General features: G+C 53.0%; 20 protein-coding genes, 1 tRNA gene and 1 pseudogene. 3 read left to right on the top strand and 19 right to left on the bottom strand.

Annotated features, from left to right (window positions below; all coding sequences use genetic code 11):
- The 14 genes from ubiB to fabA form a co-directional block, all read right to left on the bottom strand.
- Positions 1-1,575 carry a ubiquinone biosynthesis regulatory protein kinase UbiB gene (gene ubiB, locus PSCS_RS10250; RefSeq protein WP_068812017.1) on the bottom strand — a complete coding sequence of 525 codons (1,575 nt, stop codon included), beginning with the start codon at positions 1,573-1,575 and terminating at the stop codon, positions 1-3.
- Positions 1,576-1,585: 10 nt separating this feature from the next.
- A complete protein-coding gene (coq7, locus tag PSCS_RS10245) occupies positions 1,586-2,236 on the bottom strand; it encodes a 2-polyprenyl-3-methyl-6-methoxy-1,4-benzoquinone monooxygenase (RefSeq protein ID WP_068812016.1) in 651 nt (216 codons plus the stop codon).
- 39 nt (positions 2,237-2,275) lie between these two features.
- Complete coding sequence (gene purD / locus PSCS_RS10240) at positions 2,276-3,568, bottom strand: phosphoribosylamine--glycine ligase (RefSeq protein ID WP_068812015.1); 1,293 nt, start codon at positions 3,566-3,568, stop codon at positions 2,276-2,278.
- A gap of 15 nt (positions 3,569-3,583) precedes the next feature.
- A complete protein-coding gene (gene purH / locus PSCS_RS10235) occupies positions 3,584-5,155 on the bottom strand; it encodes a bifunctional phosphoribosylaminoimidazolecarboxamide formyltransferase/IMP cyclohydrolase (protein WP_068812014.1) in 1,572 nt (523 codons plus the stop codon).
- Positions 5,156-5,214: 59 nt separating this feature from the next.
- A complete protein-coding gene (locus PSCS_RS10230) occupies positions 5,215-5,478 on the bottom strand; it encodes a helix-turn-helix domain-containing protein (RefSeq protein WP_106387106.1) in 264 nt (87 codons plus the stop codon).
- A 32-nt stretch (positions 5,479-5,510) separates the two neighbouring features.
- Positions 5,511-6,497 (bottom strand): tRNA dihydrouridine synthase DusB, encoded by a 987-nt coding sequence (gene dusB, locus PSCS_RS10225; RefSeq protein WP_068812012.1) that lies wholly within the window; start codon positions 6,495-6,497, stop codon positions 5,511-5,513.
- Positions 6,494-7,105, bottom strand: coding sequence for a DUF3426 domain-containing protein (locus tag PSCS_RS10220; RefSeq protein ID WP_068812011.1), 612 nt, complete (start codon positions 7,103-7,105; stop codon positions 6,494-6,496). The genes dusB and PSCS_RS10220 overlap by 4 nt, the downstream gene beginning before the upstream one ends.
- 8 nt (positions 7,106-7,113) lie before the next feature.
- Positions 7,114-7,992, bottom strand: a complete 879-nt coding sequence (gene prmA, locus PSCS_RS10215) for a 50S ribosomal protein L11 methyltransferase (RefSeq protein ID WP_068812010.1) — start codon at positions 7,990-7,992, stop codon at positions 7,114-7,116.
- A gap of 63 nt (positions 7,993-8,055) precedes the next feature.
- A complete protein-coding gene (gene accC, locus PSCS_RS10210) occupies positions 8,056-9,399 on the bottom strand; it encodes an acetyl-CoA carboxylase biotin carboxylase subunit (protein ID WP_068812009.1) in 1,344 nt (447 codons plus the stop codon).
- A gap of 12 nt (positions 9,400-9,411) precedes the next feature.
- Positions 9,412-9,873, bottom strand: a complete 462-nt coding sequence (accB, locus tag PSCS_RS10205; protein ID WP_068812008.1) for an acetyl-CoA carboxylase biotin carboxyl carrier protein — start codon at positions 9,871-9,873, stop codon at positions 9,412-9,414.
- 30 nt (positions 9,874-9,903) lie between these two features.
- The gene (gene aroQ / locus PSCS_RS10200; RefSeq protein WP_068812007.1) at positions 9,904-10,350 is read right to left on the bottom strand and encodes a type II 3-dehydroquinate dehydratase; all 447 of its coding nucleotides are present in this window, start codon (positions 10,348-10,350) and stop codon (positions 9,904-9,906) included.
- A 104-nt stretch (positions 10,351-10,454) separates the two neighbouring features.
- Positions 10,455-10,988 (bottom strand): protein-disulfide reductase DsbD domain-containing protein, encoded by a 534-nt coding sequence (locus tag PSCS_RS10195; RefSeq protein WP_068893782.1) that lies wholly within the window; start codon positions 10,986-10,988, stop codon positions 10,455-10,457.
- A gap of 4 nt (positions 10,989-10,992) precedes the next feature.
- Positions 10,993-12,210, bottom strand: a complete 1,218-nt coding sequence (gene fabB, locus PSCS_RS10190; RefSeq protein ID WP_068812005.1) for a beta-ketoacyl-ACP synthase I — start codon at positions 12,208-12,210, stop codon at positions 10,993-10,995.
- A 24-nt stretch (positions 12,211-12,234) separates the two neighbouring features.
- A complete protein-coding gene (gene fabA / locus PSCS_RS10185; protein WP_068812004.1) occupies positions 12,235-12,762 on the bottom strand; it encodes a bifunctional 3-hydroxydecanoyl-ACP dehydratase/trans-2-decenoyl-ACP isomerase in 528 nt (175 codons plus the stop codon).
- A 504-nt stretch (positions 12,763-13,266) separates the two neighbouring features.
- Here fabA and galU point away from each other — a divergent pair.
- Together galU and PSCS_RS10175 are read left to right on the top strand one after the other, a co-directional pair.
- Entirely contained in the window at positions 13,267-14,097 is an 831-nt protein-coding gene (gene galU, locus PSCS_RS10180) for a UTP--glucose-1-phosphate uridylyltransferase GalU (protein ID WP_068812003.1), read from the top strand.
- A gap of 20 nt (positions 14,098-14,117) precedes the next feature.
- Positions 14,118-15,476, top strand: a complete 1,359-nt coding sequence (locus tag PSCS_RS10175; protein ID WP_068812002.1) for a phosphohexomutase domain-containing protein — start codon at positions 14,118-14,120, stop codon at positions 15,474-15,476.
- A gap of 8 nt (positions 15,477-15,484) precedes the next feature.
- Here PSCS_RS10175 and PSCS_RS10170 read toward each other — a convergent pair whose 3' ends face one another.
- The 4 genes and pseudogenes from PSCS_RS10170 to pgi all read right to left on the bottom strand — a co-directional run bounded on the left by PSCS_RS10170 (position 15,485) and on the right by pgi (position 19,093).
- Complete coding sequence (locus PSCS_RS10170) at positions 15,485-15,976, bottom strand: GNAT family N-acetyltransferase (RefSeq protein WP_068812001.1); 492 nt, start codon at positions 15,974-15,976, stop codon at positions 15,485-15,487.
- Positions 15,976-16,887 (bottom strand): RimK family alpha-L-glutamate ligase, encoded by a 912-nt coding sequence (locus tag PSCS_RS16355; protein WP_317621805.1) that lies wholly within the window; start codon positions 16,885-16,887, stop codon positions 15,976-15,978. The genes PSCS_RS10170 and PSCS_RS16355 overlap by 1 nt, the downstream gene beginning before the upstream one ends.
- A gap of 78 nt (positions 16,888-16,965) precedes the next feature.
- A pseudogene (locus PSCS_RS16350) lies at positions 16,966-17,379 on the bottom strand (ATP-dependent zinc protease family protein); the annotation flags it as partial.
- Between the two features lie 34 nt (positions 17,380-17,413).
- On the bottom strand, positions 17,414-19,093 hold the full coding sequence (gene pgi, locus PSCS_RS10160) for a glucose-6-phosphate isomerase (protein ID WP_068811999.1): 1,680 nt from the start codon (positions 19,091-19,093) through the stop codon (positions 17,414-17,416).
- A 159-nt stretch (positions 19,094-19,252) separates the two neighbouring features.
- Between pgi and PSCS_RS10155 the strand changes: the two genes are divergently transcribed.
- A tRNA-Thr gene (locus tag PSCS_RS10155) sits at positions 19,253-19,330 on the top strand.
- A 51-nt stretch (positions 19,331-19,381) separates the two neighbouring features.
- Here PSCS_RS10155 and PSCS_RS10150 read toward each other — a convergent pair.
- The gene (locus PSCS_RS10150) at positions 19,382-20,572 is read right to left on the bottom strand and encodes an ISL3 family transposase (protein ID WP_068809987.1); all 1,191 of its coding nucleotides are present in this window, start codon (positions 20,570-20,572) and stop codon (positions 19,382-19,384) included.
- Between the last annotated feature and the right edge of the window lie 77 nt (positions 20,573-20,649).

The following is a 20,649-nucleotide window of genomic DNA, read 5'->3' as shown; positions in this document are numbered from 1 at the left end:
CTAGTTCAGTATAAAGTACCAGATGGCTACCGCTGCTGTGATGGAGAGCAGTGCTGCAACCCGCCAGCGTTTGGTACTGGCTTGCTGGCGTTCTATAGCCTGCTGCTGCATGGCCAGCTGTTCCTGCATGCGTTGATGGATCGATTGCAGATTTTGTTGATGCTGCATGCTATCCAGCACCAGTTGCGGCAAATGCGGGAACTGTTCAATCCAGTCAGGCACATGCGTTTTAAGCTCTTTCCACAGGTAGCTGGGTTGCATGCGCCGCTTGTTCCAGCGCTCCAGGAATGGCAAAGCAGTCTGCCACAAATCCAGATCGGGGTACAGCTGTCGGCCCAACCCTTCCACGTTTAAGAGGGTTTTCTGCAGAAGTACCAGTGACGGCTGAACTTCCATATTAAAACGGCCAGCGGTACGGAACAGTTGCACCAGTAAATAGCCGAAAGAAATGTCTCGCAGTGGGCGTTCGAAGATAGGCTCGCAAACGGTTCGCATGGCCGCTTCAAACTCAACCACACGAGTATCAGGGGGGACCCAGCCACATTCAACATGCAGCTCAGCTACTTTTCGGTAGTCGCGTTTGAAAATGGCCAGCAGGTTCCTGGCCAGGTACTGCTGGTCATCGTTGCTCAATGAGCCGATGATGGCACAGTCGATGGCGATGTAACGAGGTGACGTGGGGTTCTCCGGGTCAACAAAAATGTTACCGGGGTGCATGTCAGCATGGAAAAAGCTGTGATCGAAAACCTGGGTGAAAAATATCTCCACACCAATTTCTGCCAGGCGTTTCAGGTCAACATTGTGAGCCCGCAAGGTGTCGATATCCGAAACCGGGATGCCTTGAATACGTTCACTGACCAGCATCGTCTCACGACTGATATCCCAGTAAACTTTGGGGACGTATAACAGCAGTGAGTTGTCGAAATTGCGGCGCAGCAGGCTGGCGTTGGCACCCTCTGAGGTCAGATTGAGTTCACCCAGAATGACATGCTCGTAGTCTGCGATGACTTCCTTGGGGCGGAGTCGCTTGCCGTTAGGAATATAGCGTTCAATGATAGTGGCCACCCACTTCAGCAGGTGGATATCCTGTCGGATCGTCTGCTCAATATTGGGGCGTAGCACTTTAATCACGACCTCTTCACCACTGGTCAGTGTGGCGGCGTGGACCTGGGCAATAGATGCGGACGCCAGCGGTGAAGTATCGACGTGTTGAAAATATTGCTGCCAATCGATGCCGAGGTTGGCCTCAATGATTTCATGAATACCAGGTTTGCTGAATCCGGGGACTTTGTCCTGGAGGCTCTGTAATGCTTCACTGATGTCGTGAGGGAGAAAATCACGGCGCGTGGACAGCAACTGGCCGAACTTGATATAGATCGGTCCGAGCTCTTCCAGGGCGGCTCTTAGTCGGTCGGCGGGTGGCAGCTTTCTTACGGCGTTGCCTGTCCATGGCAGGCCTAAGGTGCCAAGCACCATGCCCAGCAGACGGGAGCGGCCACTGGCGGGTGCCAGCTTGTCCAGTCGGTACTTGGCGGCAACCGAAATAATCTTTAACAAGCGTGGCAGATGCTTCACTGCGTCATCCTTATAACCGGCGGGTTACAGACTTCATGACATTGGCCATCAGTTTCATGCCTGTTCGAACCGGGGCTGGCAGTTCAGCACCGCCAGCAGCCATGGCGGCATCGCCATGCTCCCGCTCATCGACAATCATTTGCTCCAGAATTTTGCGGCTGCGAGTATCCTGGGCGGGTAACTGGGTTAAATGTGATTCGAGGTGGTCACATACCTGCCGCTCGGTTTCGCCAACAAAGCCGAGGCTCCATTTATCCCCAATCAGGCCTGCCGCTGCGCCGACGCCAAAAGACATGGCGTAGAATGCAGGGTTGAAAACACTGGGGCGGCTTTCCAGCTCGCCCAACCGGTCTTCACACCAGGATAAGTGATCAATCTCTTCGCTGGCTGCATGATTCATGCTTTCACGAACATCAGGCAGTCGAGCTGTCAGCGCTTGCCCCTGATACAGCGCCTGAGCACAAACCTCACCAGTATGGTTGATGCGCATCAGTCCAGCGGCTGCTTTTCTCTCGGCATCACTCATCCCGCTGTCTTCAACCTGGGTGGCAGGCGAAGGGCGCGATGCGGTGCTACTGCCTGGAACCAGCGTATGCAGCGCCTGATCCAGTTGCAGAATAAGCCGGTCTGCCAGGCTGTGCTGTGTGCCGTTTGAACTCATCGGAACCTCGAAACCTTTCTGAAACGTTAACGGTCTGTCTTAACTGGCAGTCTTTTCCCGAGCAATGGCGCGATGGCCAATATCTCGACGATAATAAACGTCTTTCCAGTCAATGCTGTCCACCAGACGGTACGCAGCGCTTTGAGCTTCAGAGACGCTGTCGCCCAGCGCAACTGCACAAAGTACGCGACCGCCGCTGGTGACGATGTCTTCGCCATCAACTTTGGTGCCTGCATGAAAGACTTTACCAGGCAGTTCGGCTGCCGCATCCAGGCCGGAAATGGCATTACCTTTGGCGTAGCTGCCAGGATAACCACCACTGGCGAGCACCACGCCTATCGAGGCACGAGAATCCCATTCTGTCTGTTGTTTGTCCAGTGTGCCATCAATAGCTGATAGGCATAAGGCAGCCAGATCACTTTGCAGGCGCATCATGACAGGCTGTGCCTCCGGGTCGCCAAAGCGACAGTTGAACTCAATCACATTGACTGCGCCATCCGGAGACACCATCAGCCCGGCATAAAGGAAGCCGGTATAGTCGTTGCCTTCTGCTGCCATACCCGCCACGGTGGGCTCTATGACTTCTTGCATGATGCGATCGTGTACCGCCTGCGTGACCACTGGCGCTGGCGAGTAGGCTCCCATGCCGCCGGTGTTAGGACCTTTGTCACCTTCATCGCGGGCTTTGTGATCCTGCGAGGTTGCCATGGGGAGGATATTTTTACCATCAACCATGACAATAAAACTGGCTTCTTCACCTTGCAGGAAAGTCTCGATGACCACGCGGCTGCCGGCATCGCCGAAGCTGTTGCCGGAGAGCATGTCACGGATGGTGGTTTCTGCTTCTTCCTGGGACTGGGCAATGATCACGCCTTTGCCCGCTGCCAGGCCGTCAGCCTTGATGACGATTGGCGTGCCTTGCGCTTTGACATAGGCTATCGCAGCTTCAGCATCCGTGAAATTCTGGTAGCTGGCTGTTGGTATATTGTGTCGAGCCAGAAAGTCTTTGGTAAATGCCTTTGACCCTTCCAACTGGGCAGCGCCCTGGCGGGGGCCAAAACATTTCAAGCCACGTTCTTCATAGTAGTCCACGACGCCGGCCACCAGAGGAGCCTCCGGGCCGACGACCGTCAGCTCAACATTTTCCTGCTTGACAAACTCGACCTGTGCGGCGAAATCCATGGGATCAATAGCCACATTCTGCATGCCAGGCTCGGTTGCCGTGCCGGCGTTACCGGGTGCGATAAACACCTGGTCTACCTCAGCAGACTGAGCCAGTTTCCAGGCCAGGGCGTGCTCGCGCCCGCCACTGCCCAATACCAGTACTTTCATCTTGCTACCCCTGAATCAGTGACGGAAATGGCGAATGCCAGTGAATACCATGGCCATGCCCGCTTCATCAGCGGCGGCAATAACCTCTTCATCACGCATTGAGCCACCAGGCTGGATAACAGCAGTAATGCCAGCTTTAGCAGCTGCATCGATACCATCGCGGAAGGGGAAGAAAGCATCGGATGCCATCACTGATCCTTCCACCTGCAGGTTTTCGTCTTCTGCCTTGATGGCAGCAATACGAGCGCTGTAAACACGGCTCATCTGGCCAGCGCCAACGCCAATGGTTTGCTGGTTTTTGCAGTAAACGATGGCGTTTGATTTAACAAACTGGGCCACTGTCCAGGCAAACATCAGGTCAGCTGTCTCCTGGTCAGTGGGTGCGCGCTTGCTGACAACTTTCAGGTCACCCTGGCTGACCTGATGGATGTCACGATCCTGAACCAGCAAGCCGCCATTGACGCGTTTATAGTCCCAGGCTGGCAATGGTTTATCTGGCCACTGGCCGCTGGACAACACGCGAACATTTTTCTTGGCAGCCAGCACCTGCAGGGCTGCATCGCTGACACTGGGGGCAATAATGACTTCGCTGAACTGCTGATCAACGATGGCCTGAGCGGTATCCGCATCCAGTTCGCGGTTAAAGGCCAGGATGCCACCGAATGCAGATGTCGGGTCAGTCTGGAAAGCCAGCTGATAGGCAGCCTGAATATTGTCAGCTACGGCCACACCGCAAGGGTTGGCGTGCTTGACGATGACGCAGGCCGGTTCACTGAAGCTTTTGACACATTCCAGTGCGGCATCAGTGTCGGCAATGTTGTTGTAGGAAAGCTCTTTACCCTGGTGCTGAACAGCAGTGCTGACGCTGGCTTCCTGTGGGCTTTTCTCCACATAGAAAGCGGCTTGCTGGTGCGGGTTCTCACCATAGCGCAGGTCCTGCTTCTTGCTGAACTGGGAGCTGTAAGTGCGTGGGAAGGCGTTTTCGGTGACTGTCTTGCCCAGGTAATTGGCAATGGCGCCATCGTAAGCCGCTGTATGTTCGAATGTTGCCACAGCCAGGTCGAAACGGGTCTGCCCGGATACGGCGCCCTGGTTTGCCTTCATCTCATCAAGAACGCGGCTGTAATCCTGTGGGTTTGTGATCACAGTGACCCAGGCATGGTTCTTGGCCGCCGCACGCAACATGGTCGGACCGCCGATATCAATGTTTTCAATCGCGGTCGCCAGATCACAGTTGGGGTTGGCCACGGTCGCTTCAAAGGGGTAGAGATTGACGACAATCAGGTCGATAGTCGGTATCTCGTTGGCTTTGAGGACCTCGGCGTCAATGTCGCGACGCGCCAGAATGCCGCCGTGGACTTTCGGGTGCAGGGTTTTGACACGCCCATCCATCATTTCGGGAAAGCCAGTGTAGTCGGCAATCTCGATGGCGGGGATGTTCTCTTCGCGCAGCAGGCGATAGGTGCCGCCGGTGGAGAGAATTTCAACACCTGCCTGGTGCAGGTCGCGGGCAAATTCGGCAATGCCGGTTTTGTCCGACACACTGATCAGTGCGCGTCGGATAACAGCAGCGTTCTCAATAGACATAGGCTAATTAATGATCTGTAGTTAAGAAATTGTTGGGTCTGGAAGGGAAACAGAACCGATCAGCGACGATTTGTCGAGTCCAGTCCATAAAGTTTCATTTTCTTGCGTAGAGTACCACGATTGAGGCCCAGCATGGTAGCAGTCCGGCTTTGATTACCATTGGTGAAGTTGAGCACTGACTGTATCAGGGGCAGCTCCACTTCACGCAGGACGAGGTCATACAAATTGGTAACCAGGTCGTCATCGTCCTCAACGTCGGCAAGGTATAACGCCATTGAGCGTTCGACGGCCTGTCTCAGGCTGAGTGGTTCCATAGGGGGCATGTTGGGTGCTGTAGGCTTTGGGCTCATGAATCTCAGGTCAGGTTGGGAATCTGTTCGTGATAGTTCGACAGCATGTCTCGTTGTTCGCTTGCGTCCTTGCTGCTCATAAACCGGGCCTTGAGCGGCTCCCCGCCGGGAAGCACTTTACTGTACCAGTCTATGTGTTTACGGGCAAAGAGCGCGCCTTTGAAATCGCCGTAAAAGGCATGCAATGCACGAATGTGATCCTGCATCAGCGTGCTTATCTGCTCAGGTTCAGGTGACAGACTGGCTGTGCCGGTTTTCAGAAATTCATTGATTTGCCGGAATATCCAGGGCTGCCCCTGTGCGGCACGGCCGATCATGACGCCGTCCGCGCCAGTATATTCGAGGACGCGTTTGGCCTGTTCCGGTGTGTTGATGTCTCCGTTAGCGATGACCGGGATGCTGACAGCCTGTTTGATTTCCGCGATGGTGTCGTATTCGACTTCGCCGACAAAGCGGCATTCACGCGTGCGGCCGTGAATGCTGAGCATGGTGATGCCGCAGTCTTCGGCAATTTTCGCAATGTCCCTGCCGTTGCGCATGGTCCGGCTCCAGCCTGTCCGGGTTTTCAGTGTGACCGGAACGTCTACGGCAGAAACCACTGCACGTAATATACTCTCTACCAGTTCCGGATCCTGAAGCAGGGCGGAGCCGGAGGCGCGTTTTAATACTTTTTTAGCCGGGCAACCCATGTTGATATCAATCACTTCGGCACCAAGTTCAACGTTCTGTCGTGCCGCTTCAGCCATCATCTCGGGATCAAAGCCGGCAATTTGCACAATGTCGGGGCCGGTTCGTCCGGAGCGTTTCATGCGTAAGCGATTTTTTTCGGTATGCCACACAGACGTGTCTGCCGGCACCATTTCGGCGATTGTCAGGGTGGCGCCTTGCTGTTTGCATATCTCGCGAAATGGCAGGTCGCTGACGCCAACCATCGGTGCCAGAATGACCGGGCAGTCAAGCTCGTACTTGCCAAGGCTGAAAGGCTGAGTCATGGCAATACCTCTTCAGGAAGGGGTGCCAGTGTGATATCAAAATTAGGCAGGCCAGTGCCTGGATCAACAATATCCAACACCAGGGAAACCATAGAGCCTGGTTGCCACTCCTGTGCATGGCCCCCGGATGTGGTGTTTGACGCTATCTTGTCCTGGTATTCTGCAGGGGTAAAACGCCTGGCGCCGGCAGCGTCACCCTGGCGATCATAAAAGGTCACCAGTACAGCAGGGAGTGAGATTGCCTGATTACCTTGATGTTGGAGCTCTGCCTCCAGGCGCCAGGCTTTCTGAAAATCCGGGTGATGAGCCATGCTGGAGGTGGTGATTAACCAGTCATCAGGACGTTGTCTGATGGGAACCTGGCATTCAAAAACCTGGCAGGTCCAGACCACAGGCTGTCGCAACAATGGCACAGCAATAACGGTTTGCGTGAAGTGAATCAAACATTGTAAGAACAGAATCAGACCGAGTGCGATCACTGCAATGAAATAAACAAGCTGTTTGCGCAACCCTGGTCGTGGCCGTTGCTCTTCCTGCAGTTCAATGGCTTGGTCTATTTCCGGAAGCGGCGTAGCCGGCTTCTCTTTGTCCTCAATAATTGTCCACATGTGCTTGATTATGCCCGGCGGGTGCCTACGATGCGGGCCCAGCCATCACGAACGACAGGTGGTTCCATGTCAAAGTCATCAGCATAGGCGTTGATCAGTGCCTGGCTTTGCTCGTCAAGTAAGCCGGATAAAACCAGTTTGCCATTGGGCTTCGTCAGAGACGACAGGATGGGTTCCAGTTCAACAAGCGGACCAGAGAGAATGTTGGCAATGACGATATCTGCAGGCTCATGGGCTTCGCCGGGTAAGTGCGCGGTCAGTACAGCAGCATCAATGCCATTTTCCTGGCGGTTGCTTTCTGTGGCCGTAACGGCTTGCGGGTCGTTATCAACACCAATAATCCGTTTTGCTCCCAGCAATGCGGCAGCGATTGCCAGAATGCCTGAGCCGCAACCGTAATCAATAACCGTTTTCCCGCTTACAGGCTCGCCATCAAGCCACTCAAGGCAGAGGGCGGTGGTTGGGTGTGTGCCCGAGCCAAATGCCAGTCCCGGGTCGAGCCGGACATTGACGGCAGATTCGTCTGGCGGTGACGTCCAGCTGGGACAGATCCAGAGGCGCTCGCCAAATTTCATGGGTTTGAATTCATCCATCCAGGCACGCTCCCAGTCCTGGTCTTCGATGGTTTCAACCACCAGGTCTTCATCCGACAAGCGACTGGCAGATTTTAAGGTCAGAAGGATTTCATCGATAGGCGTGTCTTCTTCGAACAAGGCACTTAGCAGGGTTTGCTGCCACAAAGGGGTGGCGCCAGGCTCAAGTTGAAAGACAGCTTCGTCTTCAGCATCCAGAAAGCTGACAGATACAGCACCAAGCGATTGAAACAGTTGTTCCATATGTTCTGCTTCGGTGTCAGTAATGCGAGCCTTGATCTGTTGCCAGGGCATGGCGCCGTCCTCTGAGGTAATATAGAGTTCAGGCCCGGCCAGAGCGGCCGGGCCTGCTTTGACTTACTTTTCGCCCAGCATTTTTTCCAGGTAGTGAATGTTGACACCGCCGCGCTGGAAGTTCTTGTCGCGCAGAATGTCTTTATGCAGTGCGATATTGGTTTTGATGCCGTCAATCAGAATCTCGTCCAGCGCATTTTGCATGCGAAGCAGTGCTTCTTCGCGCGAAGAGCCGAAACTGATCAGTTTGGCAATCAGTGAGTCATAGAATGGCGGTACTGTGTAGCCGCTATAAATGTGTGAGTCGACCCGTATTCCGTTGCCACCAGGTGCATGGAAAAGATCAATCTTGCCAGGTGAAGGCATAAAGGTGTTCGGGTCTTCTGCATTGATCCGACACTCAAATGAGTGTCCTTTGATATTGATGTCTTCCTGTTTGACAGACAATGGCTGGCCGGAGGCAATCAGCAGTTGCTCCTTGACGATGTCGATGCCAGTCACCATTTCAGTCACAGGGTGCTCAACCTGAACTCGCGTATTCATTTCAATGAAATAGAAGCGCTCGTCCTCGTAAAGGAATTCCAGTGTGCCGGCGCCTCGGTATTTCATCATTTCACAGGCTTTAACACAGGTCTCCATGACTTCCTTGCGGACGTCATCCGGGATGCCGGGTGCTGGTGCTTCTTCCACAACTTTCTGGTGGCGGCGCTGCATGGAGCAGTCGCGATCACCCAGATAAATGGCATTGCCCTGGCCATCACCGATCACCTGGATTTCAACGTGACGCGGGTTTTGCAGGAATTTTTCCAGGTACACCGTGTCATTGCCAAAGGCGGCTTTTGCTTCAGACTGCGTGACGTAAATCGCTTTGAGCAGCGCTGACTCTTCGTGAACGACTCGCATGCCGCGACCACCGCCACCGGCAGCAGCCTTGATGATAACCGGGTAGCCAATCTCACGGGCAATAGACAGCGTACGTTCGCTGTTGCCGTCCAGTGGGCCGTCCGAACCTGGAACCGTCGGTACACCTGCTTTCTTCATCGCTTCGATAGCAGAAACCTTGTCGCCCATCAGACGAATGGTTTCAGCTCGTGGGCCGATAAAAGTGAAACCGCTGCGCTCTACCTGCTCGGCAAAGTCAGCGTTCTCGGACAGGAAGCCATAGCCGGGGTGAATCGCTACAGCGTCGGTTACCTCGGTGGCACTGATGATGGCGGGTACGTGCAAATAACTCTGAGCTGCACTGGCGGGGCCGATACAAACCGATTCATCGGCCAGGCGAACGTGCATCAGGTCTTTGTCGGCGCTTGAGTGTACAGCGACCGTTTTTATGCCCAGCTCCTTACATGCCCGCAGGATGCGAAGGGCGATTTCGCCGCGGTTGGCGATCAATACTTTTTCTAGCATGTGCGACAACCTTTAGGAAATAGTAACAAGTGTCTGGTCGAACTCTACAGGCTCGCCATCTTTAACCAGTATGGCTTCCACTACACCGGCATGGTCGGCTTCGATCTGGTTCATCATTTTCATGGCTTCAATGATACAAATAACATCACCAGCCTTAACATGCTGGCCCACTTCAACAAAAGGAGAAGATGTTGGTGAAGGGGAGCGATAAAACGTGCCAACCATGGGGGATTTCACAGCATTGCCAGTTGGAGCACTGTCAGCCGTGCTGGCTGGCTCGCTGGCTACCGGAGCAGGTGCTGCGGCGGGTGCTGGCGCTGCTGGTGCTGGTGCCTGGTATTGGGCAGGTGCTGCCTGGTTGACCGAGCTGCCGCGGCTGATTCTTACCGCTTCTTCACCTTCTTTTATCTCTATTTCAGCAACGTCAGAGGATTCAAGTAACTCGATGAGTTTTTTTACTTTTCTGATATCCATAGTTCGGTCTCTTGGTATATTTCGTAGTTATTAGTGGGTGTCAGTCAGGCGGTTGAGTGCCGCCTGAAGGGCCAGGTCATAGCTCATGGATCCCAGCCCCGTAATGGTGCCGACTGCAATGTCCGAGAAATAGGAGTGGTGCCTGAATGATTCACGCTGGTGAACATTGGACAGGTGCACTTCAATAAATGGAATGCCGACGCTCAACAAAGCATCACGCAACGCCACGCTGGTGTGCGTCAATGCAGCCGGGTTGAAGATTATAAAATTGATGCCTTCCTGGCGGGCATCGTGGATACGTTCAATGAGTTCGTATTCCGCGTTGCTTTGCAGGTGGAGCAGGTGATGGCCTGCTGAAAGGCAAAAATTGCTGAGTCTGGCATTGATGTCATCCAGGGTTTCATGCCCGTAAATCTCCGGCTCGCGTGTGCCTAGCAGATTCAGATTGGGGCCGTGAAGAACGAGAATCGTTGCCATACAGTGTTTTTGAGATGCAGCGCAGCAGAGTGTGCTGGATCAGAATAACCTTCAATTGTTGTTGAGGGATGCATTTTCGCAGATTTTAGTCTGCTTTTCACCTCTCAATTGTGGTTTTTCTCTGACTTTTGATCCTGGGGGGCGTGCCAGATGTCAATCTCGCGCTGTTCCGGGGGGTAGCAGAGTCCTGCATCGGCGCAGCCTTGGTAATTAAGCAGCAGGGTTGTGTTTTTTCCAGCCAGTGCTGGAGGCAGGTCAACGGTTAGAACCGCGTGTTCATAAAAGACCTCAACGGCGCCAAAATACTCATCTACATGAGGTTTTCCGGGGGGTATATGAAGCTCGGGCGCCTGGTCTGCCTGGTTTGCTGCGGATAATGTGACGGCAAATTTGTCGGCATACAGGTAATACCCGGGGGCAATCTGCCAGTGAATGGCTATCTGTTCACTGGAGTTGAGGTTGATGTGGTAGCGGAAGGCTTCATCGACATCAAGAAACCGTGGCTGGCTGGGCGCAAACAGTGAACTGGCACTGTCCTGCGCCAGGGCAACTGGAGAAGTTGCTGGCAGTGTGGCAGTCAGTGTAATAACTGCCAGCCCTGCCAGCAAAAGACGGAATATAGGGCTCCGTCCTTTCATCAGCTCAGCCTTCGTAGCGTTCGAAAATCAGCGTGGCGTTAGTGCCGCCAAAGCCGAAGCTGTTGGACATGATGCAGTTTAACTTAACGTCGTCCATTCGCTGTCTGGCTACCGTGATGCCTTCTGTTTCGGGGTCAATCTCTTCAATATTGGCAGATTCGCTGATGAAATTGTTTTCCATCATCAGCAGGCCGTAAATGGCCTCCTGGGCGCCTGTGGCCCCGAGGGAGTGACCTGTCAGAGACTTGGTGGAATTGATAATCGGAGCTTTGTCGCCAAACACTTCTTTGATAGCGCGCAGTTCAGCGACGTCGCCTACCGGGGTGCTGGTGCCGTGAGTGTTCAGGTATTGGATTGGCTGTGTGCTGGTTGCCATGGCCATTTTCATGCAGCGCACTGCGCCTTCGCCGGAAGGTGCGACCATGTCATAGCCATCAGATGTGGCGCCGTAACCGGTGATTTCACCGTAAATTTTGGCGCCACGGGCAAGGGCATGATCCAGTGACTCAATGACCAGTACGGCACCGCCGCCAGCGATGACGAAGCCGTCACGACTGACATCGAACGGGCGAGATGCCTTGGTTGGCTCGTCATTATGCGTGGTTGTCAGCGCGCCCATGGCGTCAAACAGGTTGGTCAGCGTCCAGTGTTCCGCTTCGCCGCCACCGGCAAATACGACATCCTGCTTGCCCAGTTGAATCAGTTCAACGGCATTGCCAATACAGTGCGCGCTGGTTGCGCAGGCGGATGAAATCGAATAATTCACGCCTTTAATTTTAAAGGGTGTTGCCAGGCAGGCAGATACCGTGCTGCCCATCGTGCGAGGTACGCGGTAAGGGCCAATTTTGCGCAGCCCGCGAGTTCGAAGAATGTCGGCGGCCTCGACCTGGTCTGCCGACGAAGAGCCGCCAGCACCCATGATAATACCGGTGCGCTCGTTGGAGACATCGCTGTCTTCAAGTCCGGCATCCTTGATGGCCTGGTCCATGGCAATGTAGCCATAGGCCGCCGCATCACCCATAAAACGCAACACCTTGCGGTCGATGTGCTCGGAAAAGTCGATATTAACCTGGCCGGCAATGTGTGCGCGCAGCCCCATTTCTTCGTATTCGGGGTTGTAGCTGATACCGCTGCGGCACTCCCGAAGTGATTCCAATACGGTTTGTTTGTCGTTTCCTATACAGGAGACGATACCGATGCCGGTAACAACAACGCGTTTCATAGGTACCTCTGTCTAGCTAATAAATCAGAATTTTGCATCTGGGGTGAACAGGCCGACTTTCAGGCCCTTGGTGGTATAGATGACCTTGTCATCGACGGCAAGTTTCCCGTCAGCAATGCCCATCACCAGTTTTCGTTCAATAATTCGGCTCAGGGAGATATCGTAAGTGACTTTTTTGGCAGTCGGAAGAATTTCTCCACTGAATTTGACTTCGCCGGCACCCAGTGCCCGGCCTTTGCCGAGGTTGCCTCGCCAGCCGAGAAAGAAACCAACCAGTTGCCACATTGCATCAAGGCCCAGACAACCAGGCATGACGGGATCTTCCGGGAAGTGGCAGTCAAAAAACCAAAGATCAGGGCGAATATCCAGTTCAGCCAGGATATGGCCTTTACCGTGCTCGCCACCTTCGTCAGCAATTTTGGTAATCCGGTCCATCATCAACATGTTACCGACTGGCAGCCGGGCATTACCCGGGCCAAACATACGCCCATAACCGCAATCGAGCAATTCGTCGCGTTCGTAGGAGCTTTTCTGCGTAAATCTTGCATTCATAAGCGGCTTCGACACCCGTTTTCCACAAAACGTGCAATATTATCGCGAGCGGACAAAATAATCGATATTATTTTACCTTTGTCTGACTTGGTTGATCGATCTGGGTTAGACTTTAAGGATTGATTTGTAAAGGAATTGACATGATATTCCCGTTATTTTGGCGCTCAGTTCGTTGAATTGTACCGCGAAATCAAAGGCGGGTGTTGGGCTGGTGTCATTAGATTGGCATTGATCATGCAGTCTCTTAAGTATGAAAAACAGCAACATGGGAATCTATAGAGGCAGACCTGTGGTCATGCCCTGGTTTGAGGCTGGCGCCAGTGCGTCGCCCTGTTATGGTGCATAAGCGCCCTGTACCTGGCTCAAGAGGCTGAAGAGCATGGCAAGTGGACTGGAATGGTATTCATTACAAGCCGTCAACAATACTGTTGACGGATAATTTTTGGGGCTATCTCTCATGATGGACAGGCTTGGCCCGGCGATTTTAAAAGGAGTGTTATCAATATGATCAAGAAATGTTTGTTTCCCGCAGCAGGTTATGGAACCCGTTTTCTGCCTGCCACCAAGGCGATGCCGAAAGAAATGCTGACAGTGGTGAATAAACCGTTAATCCAGTACGGGGTTGAGGAGGCCATGGCAGCCGGCATGACTGGTATGGCGATTGTGACCGGCCGGGGTAAGCGAGCGATTGAAGACCATTTCGATATCAGCTACGAATTGGAGCAGCAAATTGCCGGTACCAGCAAAGAAGAGCAGATGAAGGATATTCGCCATATCATCGATTCCTGCACTTTCTCTTACACCCGTCAGGTTGAAATGAAGGGCCTGGGGCACGCTATTCTGACGGGAGAAACACTTGTCGGCAACGAGCCTTTCGGTGTCATCCTGGCAGATGATTACTGTGTCTCCGAAGAGGATCCGGTTCTGCTGCAAATGGTCAAATTGTACGAAAAATATCAGTGCAGCATTGTTGCTATTGAGGAAGTGCCAGCCGACCAGACTTACAAGTACGGTGTTATCGGTGGTAACGAGGAAAAACCAGGTGTTTTCCGGATTCAGCAAATGGTGGAAAAACCGGACCCTGAAGATGCTCCTTCTAATCTGGCTATCATTGGTCGTTACATTCTGACGCCCGATATTTTTGATGTGCTGCGCGAGACATCGCCTGGCCGTAATGGCGAATTACAGATTACCGATGCCCTGATGTCGCAGGCAGAGCATGGTCGTGTGATCGGTTACCAGTTCAAAGGGCAACGTTTTGACTGTGGTAGCGTAGAGGGGTTTGTCGAAGCGACAAATTATTGTTTCGAGAATTACTACAAAAACGGTAAATAAGACAGGTCAGGGAAAAGACAATGCAGATCACATGTTTCAAAGCGTACGACATTCGCGGGCGCGTTCCGGACCAGTTGAATGAGGATGTCGCCTGGCGAATAGGTCGGGCCACCGCCGAGTACCTGCAGGCTAAAACCATGGTTGTGGGGCATGATATTCGCCTGAGCAGCCCGGCTATTTGTGAAGCATTAACACGCGGCCTGACTGAAGGCGGCGTTGATGTTCTTGATATCGGTCTGTGTGGTACGGAAGAAGTTTATTTCGCTACGGCTCACCTGAAGGTTGATGGTGGAATTATTGTAACGGCCAGTCATAATCCCATGGATTACAATGGCATGAAGCTGGTGCGCGAGGAGTCCAGACCGATCAGCGGTGATACCGGGCTGAAAGACATTCAGTCACTGGCTGAAAAAGGGCAGTTCAAAGAGTCAGGTCACACGGGTAGTGTTAAATCCGTAGATACTCGGCCGGAGTATATCCAGCATTTGTTGGGTTATATTGATGTGTCTGCCTTACGTCCGCTGAAAATTGTGGTTAATGCAGGTAATGGTGGTGCAGGCCCAGTAGTGGATGCCATTGCCGAACACTTGCCTGTAGAGCTGATTCGCGTGCATCACGAGCCGGACGGCAGCTTCCCCAATGGTGTGCCAAATCCGTTACTGGTTGAGAACCGAGCGCCGACCATTGCGGCTATCAAGGAACATGGCGCTGATATGGGCCTGGCATGGGACGGTGATTTCGATCGCTGTTTCTTCTTTGACGAAACCGGTTACTTTGTCGAAGGTTATTACATTGTGGGTTTGCTGGCTCAGGCCTTCCTGCAGCGAAGCAGTACGGGCGGGAAAATCATTCATGATCCCAGGCTGATCTGGAATACCCAGGAGATCTGTCGTGAGTTTGGTGGCGAGCCGGTGCTGTGCAAAACCGGCCACGCTTTTATCAAAGAGCGTATGCGTAAAGAAGATGCTGTCTACGGTGGTGAGATGAGCGCGCACCATTATTTCCGTGATTTTTCTTACTGTGACAGTGGCATGATTCCCTGGCTATTAGTGGCGGAACTGGTATCACAGAGCGGGAAAGCATTTTCTACATTGGTTGCCGAGTGTATGGCTGCATTCCCGGCCAGTGGTGAAATAAATCGCACGGTTTCTGATGCTGCTGCGTTGATCGCCGAAATGGCGAAACGATATGAAGGTGATGCGGTTGCTGTTGACCGTACTGACGGCTTAAGTATTGACTATGCGAACTGGCGCTTCAACATTCGTATGTCCAATACCGAGCCGGTGGTTCGTCTGAATGTGGAGTCGCGAGCGGATGAAAACCTGATGCAGGAGAAAACGGCTGAATTGTTAAAAGTGATTGATGAGTTTGCCAGTTGAGTCTGTCTTTATGGGTAGATCATCTGATAGCGTTCGTTATCAGATGATTCTGTCCTGAAGTTCAGTCTCTGGTAAAAGTTGTAAGCAGGGTTGCAACGCAGAACCTTGAGTCTTATGGGTAACGATTCTGCAGTCGCCTGCCTTATCAACGACTGCATGATTGTGCTGCCCAGATCACTATTTCGCCACGGGGCGTCGATCACCAGCAGTTCCAGCTGCAAGTGTCTCTTCATAGATATCAAACTCATTCCGCCGATGCGTACATCCTTCAGGATAAGTATGTCGAAATTGCTGGGTGAAAAATTCTCCAGAAAACCGTGTTGCTGGAAAACCTCATCCCAGCCCCAGGTCTGATCAATGTAACGTCCGAGGCAGCGCTTGAATAACTGAAATGCCCAGGGCATTTCATCAGGTAGTGCCGGCCTGGCACTCAGGTCGGTGTTGAACTGTTTCAATCCTGGTCGGGTCAGGCTAATGTCTGCTCCGTCGGGTTTCAGCATTACGTTGACACAGGGGAGGCCAGTTTGCGTTTCCAGCCTAGCTTTTTCTCAACTGTACTGATCAGGTTGCCTGCGAGGTCTTTGCCAACCACCGACTCCAGGTCATCGAGTGCTGGTGAGCTGGTCACCTCAATCAGCAGTGGGCCCCGGCGTGAACGTAACATATCAACACCGGCGACCTTCAGGTCCAGGCTTTTGACAGCCTTGATGGCCAGCTTACGTTCTTCTGCACTAATACGTGTGGCACTGATGGCGCCACCGATGGTCTTGTTGCTTCTGAACTGTCCTGGGGCCGCCTGGCGTTCGACGGCGCAAACGACTTTGTTGTCGACGACTAACAGTCGCAAAGACTTGCCATCAGCTTCCTTAATGAATTCCTGAACCAGCAGGTTGGCCTGTAACGATCGGAAAGCAGTGATCAGGCTTTCACCGGCATTGCGTGACTCTGCAAGCACAACTCCACGCCTTTCCGGACCTTCCAGGAGTTTCACCAGTAAAGGCGCACCATTGACCATCTCGATGAGTTCTTCAGTCTCCAGTGGGCTGTCAGCCAGCCCGGTGGTGGGAATCGGGATCCCTTGCGTCAAAAAGTGTTGCAGGCAAAACAGTTTGTCACGGGAGTGGCTGATGGCATTCGCACTATTAAGTGAGAAGATACCCAGGTTCTCGAACTGCCTGACGACAGCGCAGCCATAATAGGTCAGGTCAGGTCGAATGCGGGGAATGACAGCATCCAGCTTGTTAAGTAGCTGGCCACCCCGGTAGTGTATCTCGGGTTGTTCGGCATCCAGTTTGATATAGCATTGCCTGATGTCGTAGAAGCGAATGCGGTGACCACGCTCTTCCCCGGCTTCCAGTATGCGCTGGTTACTGGGCAGCTCCGGGTTGCTGGCCAGCAGTCCGATTTTCAGGCCAGAAGACTCCCGGGTATGGTCTCGGTAGAGCGTTTCGATTCGCGCTTTATCCAGTGCGCCACAAAGGAAGCTGCTGGCCGGATCAACCAGTATTCGAGTGTTCATCGCCTGCCGGCCAAGCAGCATGCGGTAACCCATGGAGTCACGGTTACTCAGCGTGATTTCCACCGACCACGACTGGCCGTTCAGCTGGAGTTCGGTGCGAACTACATAACGTTTTTCGCCGATGCCTGACGAGCTTTTGACCACGCGCCTGTCAATGACCTCTGCTTCGCAGCGGATAATGGTGCGACGGTTCTTTTGCAGGGGGTGTACTTCAAAGCTGACCCAACGTTGTCCGCCGCGACTGAAAGGGCGGATATTGAAAGCATGCAGGGAAGAAGTCCTGGCCCCGGAATCCACGCGGGCCTTAACTGCAGGAATGCCAAGTTGAGGCAGGTAGCACCATTCTTCGCTGCCGACGATAATTTTGTCTTGCTTAGTGCTCATGACTTTGACCTTATGGACGATATTGAGTCGATCGTCATCGCGTGTTATTGCTGTCCTGAGTCTTCAGACACAAGGATATAAGCTGTTCTGTTGAAGGGTCTAGTGTAGCGGAATTCTCACTTGTTGTTGCCCGTGTGGCGGAGTTTCTTTCCGTTAACAGTCTGCTGGCAATCGGGCGACTCAGTTGTTTGCCAAGTTCGACTCCCCATTGATCAAAGGCGTTGATTTGCCAGATGGCGCTTTGCACGAACACCTTGGCTTCATAGTAGGCGAGTAAACTGCCCAGGCTTTGTGGCGTCAGCCGCCCCAGTAACAGCGTTGTGCTTGGCCGGTTGCCAGGGACCACTTTGTGGGCTGCCAGGCGTTTTATTTCTTCAGTACTGGCGCCGGCTGCCAGCATTTCGGCCTCAACTTCTTCTGTTGATTTGCCTGTCATCAAGGCACGGCTTTGCGCAAAACAGTTGGCTAGCAGGTGCTGATGAGGTTCCCATCGGTCGGCACTGGCAGGGCAGGCGATGGCTATGAATTCAGCAGGAATCAGACTGGTGCCCTGGTGCAGGAGTTGATGGAATGAGTGCTGGCCATTGGTGCCGGCACAGCCCCAGATAATGGCCCCCGTGTCCTGCTGAACGCTGACGCCATCTCTTGTTACCTGTTTGCCCAGGCTTTCCATGTCCAGTTGTTGCAGGTGCGAGGGCAGTAAATGCAGTGGCTGGGAGTATGGCAGGATCGCCTGGCTTTCTGCCTGCCAGTAGTTCCGGTACCACACTGACAACAGGCCTGCTATGACAGGGACATTCTCCTCCAGTGGCTGATTAAGAAAATGCTGGTCCATGGCTGCAGCGCCGGCAAGAAGATCAACAAATGTCTGCCAACTGGTGGCCAGTGCGATAGCAATGCCTGCTGCTGACCAGAGCGAGTAGCGACCGCCGACCCAGTCCCACATAGGAAAGACGTTATCTTCTGAGATGCCAAATGAAACTGCCGCAGGCAGGTTCGTAGTCACTGCGACAAAGTGCCTGGAGATATGCTGTTTGCTTCCGCCATGGGCCTTGAACCAGGCCATAGCCCGTTCTGCATTCTGCATGGTTTCCAGTGTGCCAAAACTCTTGCTGACGATAATAAACAATGTGCTTTCGGGAGTCAGTCCAGCAAGAGCAGAATCGATTTGAGCTGGGTCGACATTGGACACAAAGTGACAGGTAATACCCGGGTTCAGGTAATCCTGCAAGGCCGCAGTGACCATGGCAGGACCCAGGTCGGAACCACCGATACCGATATTCACGATATTGGTAATGGCTCCTCCGTCCTGGCCTAGCCAGGCGCCATTGTGGACAGCGTTAACGAAGTCAGCCATTTGTTGTTGAGTGCGTTTTATCTCTTCTGCAACCTCTGGCGCAGCCGAGGGGATGTGGCCACGAAGCGCCATGTGTAAGGCGGCTCGTTGTTCAGTGTTGTTTACCTGCTGGCCGGCAAAGAGGTTGCTAATAGCTTGCTGGAGGTTTTTCTCTTCAGCCAGCCTGAGCAATACGGATAAGCTTGAACTGTCTATGTGTTGCTTGCTAAAGTCGGCAGTCAGGTGGGGGGCTTCAAACGTCAGCCGTGCTGCTCGGTCAGAGTCTCGGGAGAACAATGCCTTCAGTGTATGATCCGCCTGGGTGAGGCGGATTTGATGTTGCAGTAACTGGCGTTCGGTGTCCGTTTCGTTGGCCATGTCTAAGCAAAGTCTGCTGCTGTCTGTATGAGAGTTTAAAGTAGCTGATTCCACTGGTTGGATCAATCGCAGATGAGGGTATTAAACAAGAATGAAAAAAAATGTTGATCTATTTTTATTTCGTTGATAGGATGCGCGCCCTGTAGACGAAACAGCAATGCCGACATAGCTCAGCTGTGGTAGAGCAACTGACTTGTAATCAGTAGGTCCCGGGTTCGACTCCTGGTGTCGGCACCATTTCTCTTCGCTGCTTTCGGGCTCTACCCCATTAACGGGGGATAGCACTCATTAAACCCTGTTCACAATGCCATCCCACCCACAGTGGGCCAGCACTCGTAATCGATAGTTTTCAAAGTTTCTAAAACCATACGCTCTCCTTGAGATCATTTCCATCTTGTTGTGAAACCCTTCGGTAATACCGTTGCTTTTACTAAAGCGCCACATGGCGACAATCGGTTCCATCCAAGAGGTTAATGTCTTGGCCAATGCCTTCAGCGGACTGTCTTTCAGTTGTTCCAACAGCGCCAGATACTGTGGCAGTTTTTGCTTCATTCGTTTGACTCTGAGGGTTTTGAGCAGGATAAAGCGCATCAGCCTTTGCTTGATCAGGTACAGCTCTTTCAGGACAGGAAACTCGGCCAGGTAATCCATCAGTTTTGCGTGCTGTTCATCGCTCAGATGCCACTTATGTCGGCGCATCAGACTGAGTAGCCCGCGGTTTTTTCTGCCCTCCTGGTGGTGCTGTTGCCACAGTTTCAAAAAGTGCTGATTGATCAGTCGCACGACATGGAAACGGTCGGCAACAATCTTGGCATTGGGGAAGTGTCGTCGGGCAATACTGCGATAGGTTTCTGACAGATCCATGACCACGATCTGCACCTGATCTTTGCCTTCAACCCCTTGTAAATAGCGGCGTAGAGACGATTCTGAGCGCCCCAGTTTGACATCAAAGACCTTACGGTTGTTCAGGTCGACGAGAGTGGTGGCGTAGCCCTTTTTACGGGTAAAGAAATGCTCATCAATGCCCAGCACCTGAGGACAGGGGCGTCCGCTCATCTCTGAAGTTCTCATGCGAACCCGATACTGATACCAGCGCTCGATGGTGGCAGCGCTGATCCGATGTGTCAGTGAGAGTTTGCGCTGGGTGATACCGCCGTCATGGGCTTCAAAGACCTCCAGTCGGAAGGCTTCAGAGGCGCGGTAGCGGGGTCGAATACCCAGGAAAGGATGGCGAAAATAGCGGTGACACTTGAGACAGCGGTACTTGGGTACGCGCAGGTGCAAGGTCATTACCTTATTGCCCAGCCGGGTGTGTTTGACGGTGCGCTGATGGGTGGCTTTGATGTGTAAATGCTGGTGCTGACAGTGCTTGCAAAGTGGTCGTCGTGCGGGACTGGCCCACACTTCGAGGTTCTTCTGATGATCTATCCGTTCAATCTGAAGCTCAGGTATGCCTATAATTGTGCCTGCGAGGGACATCGGTGTTCTCCATTAAAGTGATCGTCGCAAAATCAGTTTAATGTAATGCCGGTGTCCCCCGTTAATGATGTAGAGCC

Source organism: Pseudohongiella nitratireducens, from assembly GCF_001642735.1.
GTDB lineage: Bacteria > Pseudomonadota > Gammaproteobacteria > Pseudomonadales > Pseudohongiellaceae > Pseudohongiella > Pseudohongiella nitratireducens.
The sequence above is the reverse complement of the archived record's forward strand: the minus strand, read 5'-3'. Positions and strand labels throughout refer to the sequence as shown.

Bases quoted from the DNA above. Each gene is read 5' to 3' on its own strand.
- coq7 (WP_068812016.1), bottom strand. From the start codon at position 2,236: ATGAGTTCAAACGGCACACAGCACAGCCTGGCAGACCGGCTTATTCTG.
- purD (WP_068812015.1), bottom strand. From the start codon at position 3,568: ATGAAAGTACTGGTATTGGGCAGTGGCGGGCGCGAGCACGCCCTGGCC.
- purH (WP_068812014.1), bottom strand. From the start codon at position 5,155: ATGTCTATTGAGAACGCTGCTGTTATCCGACGCGCACTGATCAGTGTG.
- PSCS_RS10230 (WP_106387106.1), bottom strand. From the start codon at position 5,478: ATGCCCCCTATGGAACCACTCAGCCTGAGACAGGCCGTCGAACGCTCA.
- dusB (WP_068812012.1), bottom strand. From the start codon at position 6,497: ATGACTCAGCCTTTCAGCCTTGGCAAGTACGAGCTTGACTGCCCGGTC.
- PSCS_RS10220 (WP_068812011.1), bottom strand. From the start codon at position 7,105: ATGTGGACAATTATTGAGGACAAAGAGAAGCCGGCTACGCCGCTTCCG.
- prmA (WP_068812010.1), bottom strand. From the start codon at position 7,992: ATGCCCTGGCAACAGATCAAGGCTCGCATTACTGACACCGAAGCAGAA.
- accC (WP_068812009.1), bottom strand. From the start codon at position 9,399: ATGCTAGAAAAAGTATTGATCGCCAACCGCGGCGAAATCGCCCTTCGC.
- accB (WP_068812008.1), bottom strand. From the start codon at position 9,873: ATGGATATCAGAAAAGTAAAAAAACTCATCGAGTTACTTGAATCCTCT.
- aroQ (WP_068812007.1), bottom strand. From the start codon at position 10,350: ATGGCAACGATTCTCGTTCTTCACGGCCCCAATCTGAATCTGCTAGGC.
- PSCS_RS10195 (WP_068893782.1), bottom strand. From the start codon at position 10,988: ATGAAAGGACGGAGCCCTATATTCCGTCTTTTGCTGGCAGGGCTGGCA.
- fabB (WP_068812005.1), bottom strand. From the start codon at position 12,210: ATGAAACGCGTTGTTGTTACCGGCATCGGTATCGTCTCCTGTATAGGA.
- fabA (WP_068812004.1), bottom strand. From the start codon at position 12,762: ATGAATGCAAGATTTACGCAGAAAAGCTCCTACGAACGCGACGAATTG.
- galU (WP_068812003.1), top strand. From the start codon at position 13,267: ATGATCAAGAAATGTTTGTTTCCCGCAGCAGGTTATGGAACCCGTTTT.
- PSCS_RS10175 (WP_068812002.1), top strand. From the start codon at position 14,118: ATGCAGATCACATGTTTCAAAGCGTACGACATTCGCGGGCGCGTTCCG.
- PSCS_RS10170 (WP_068812001.1), bottom strand. From the start codon at position 15,976: ATGCTGAAACCCGACGGAGCAGACATTAGCCTGACCCGACCAGGATTG.
- pgi (WP_068811999.1), bottom strand. From the start codon at position 19,093: ATGGCCAACGAAACGGACACCGAACGCCAGTTACTGCAACATCAAATC.
- PSCS_RS10150 (WP_068809987.1), bottom strand. From the start codon at position 20,572: ATGTCCCTCGCAGGCACAATTATAGGCATACCTGAGCTTCAGATTGAA.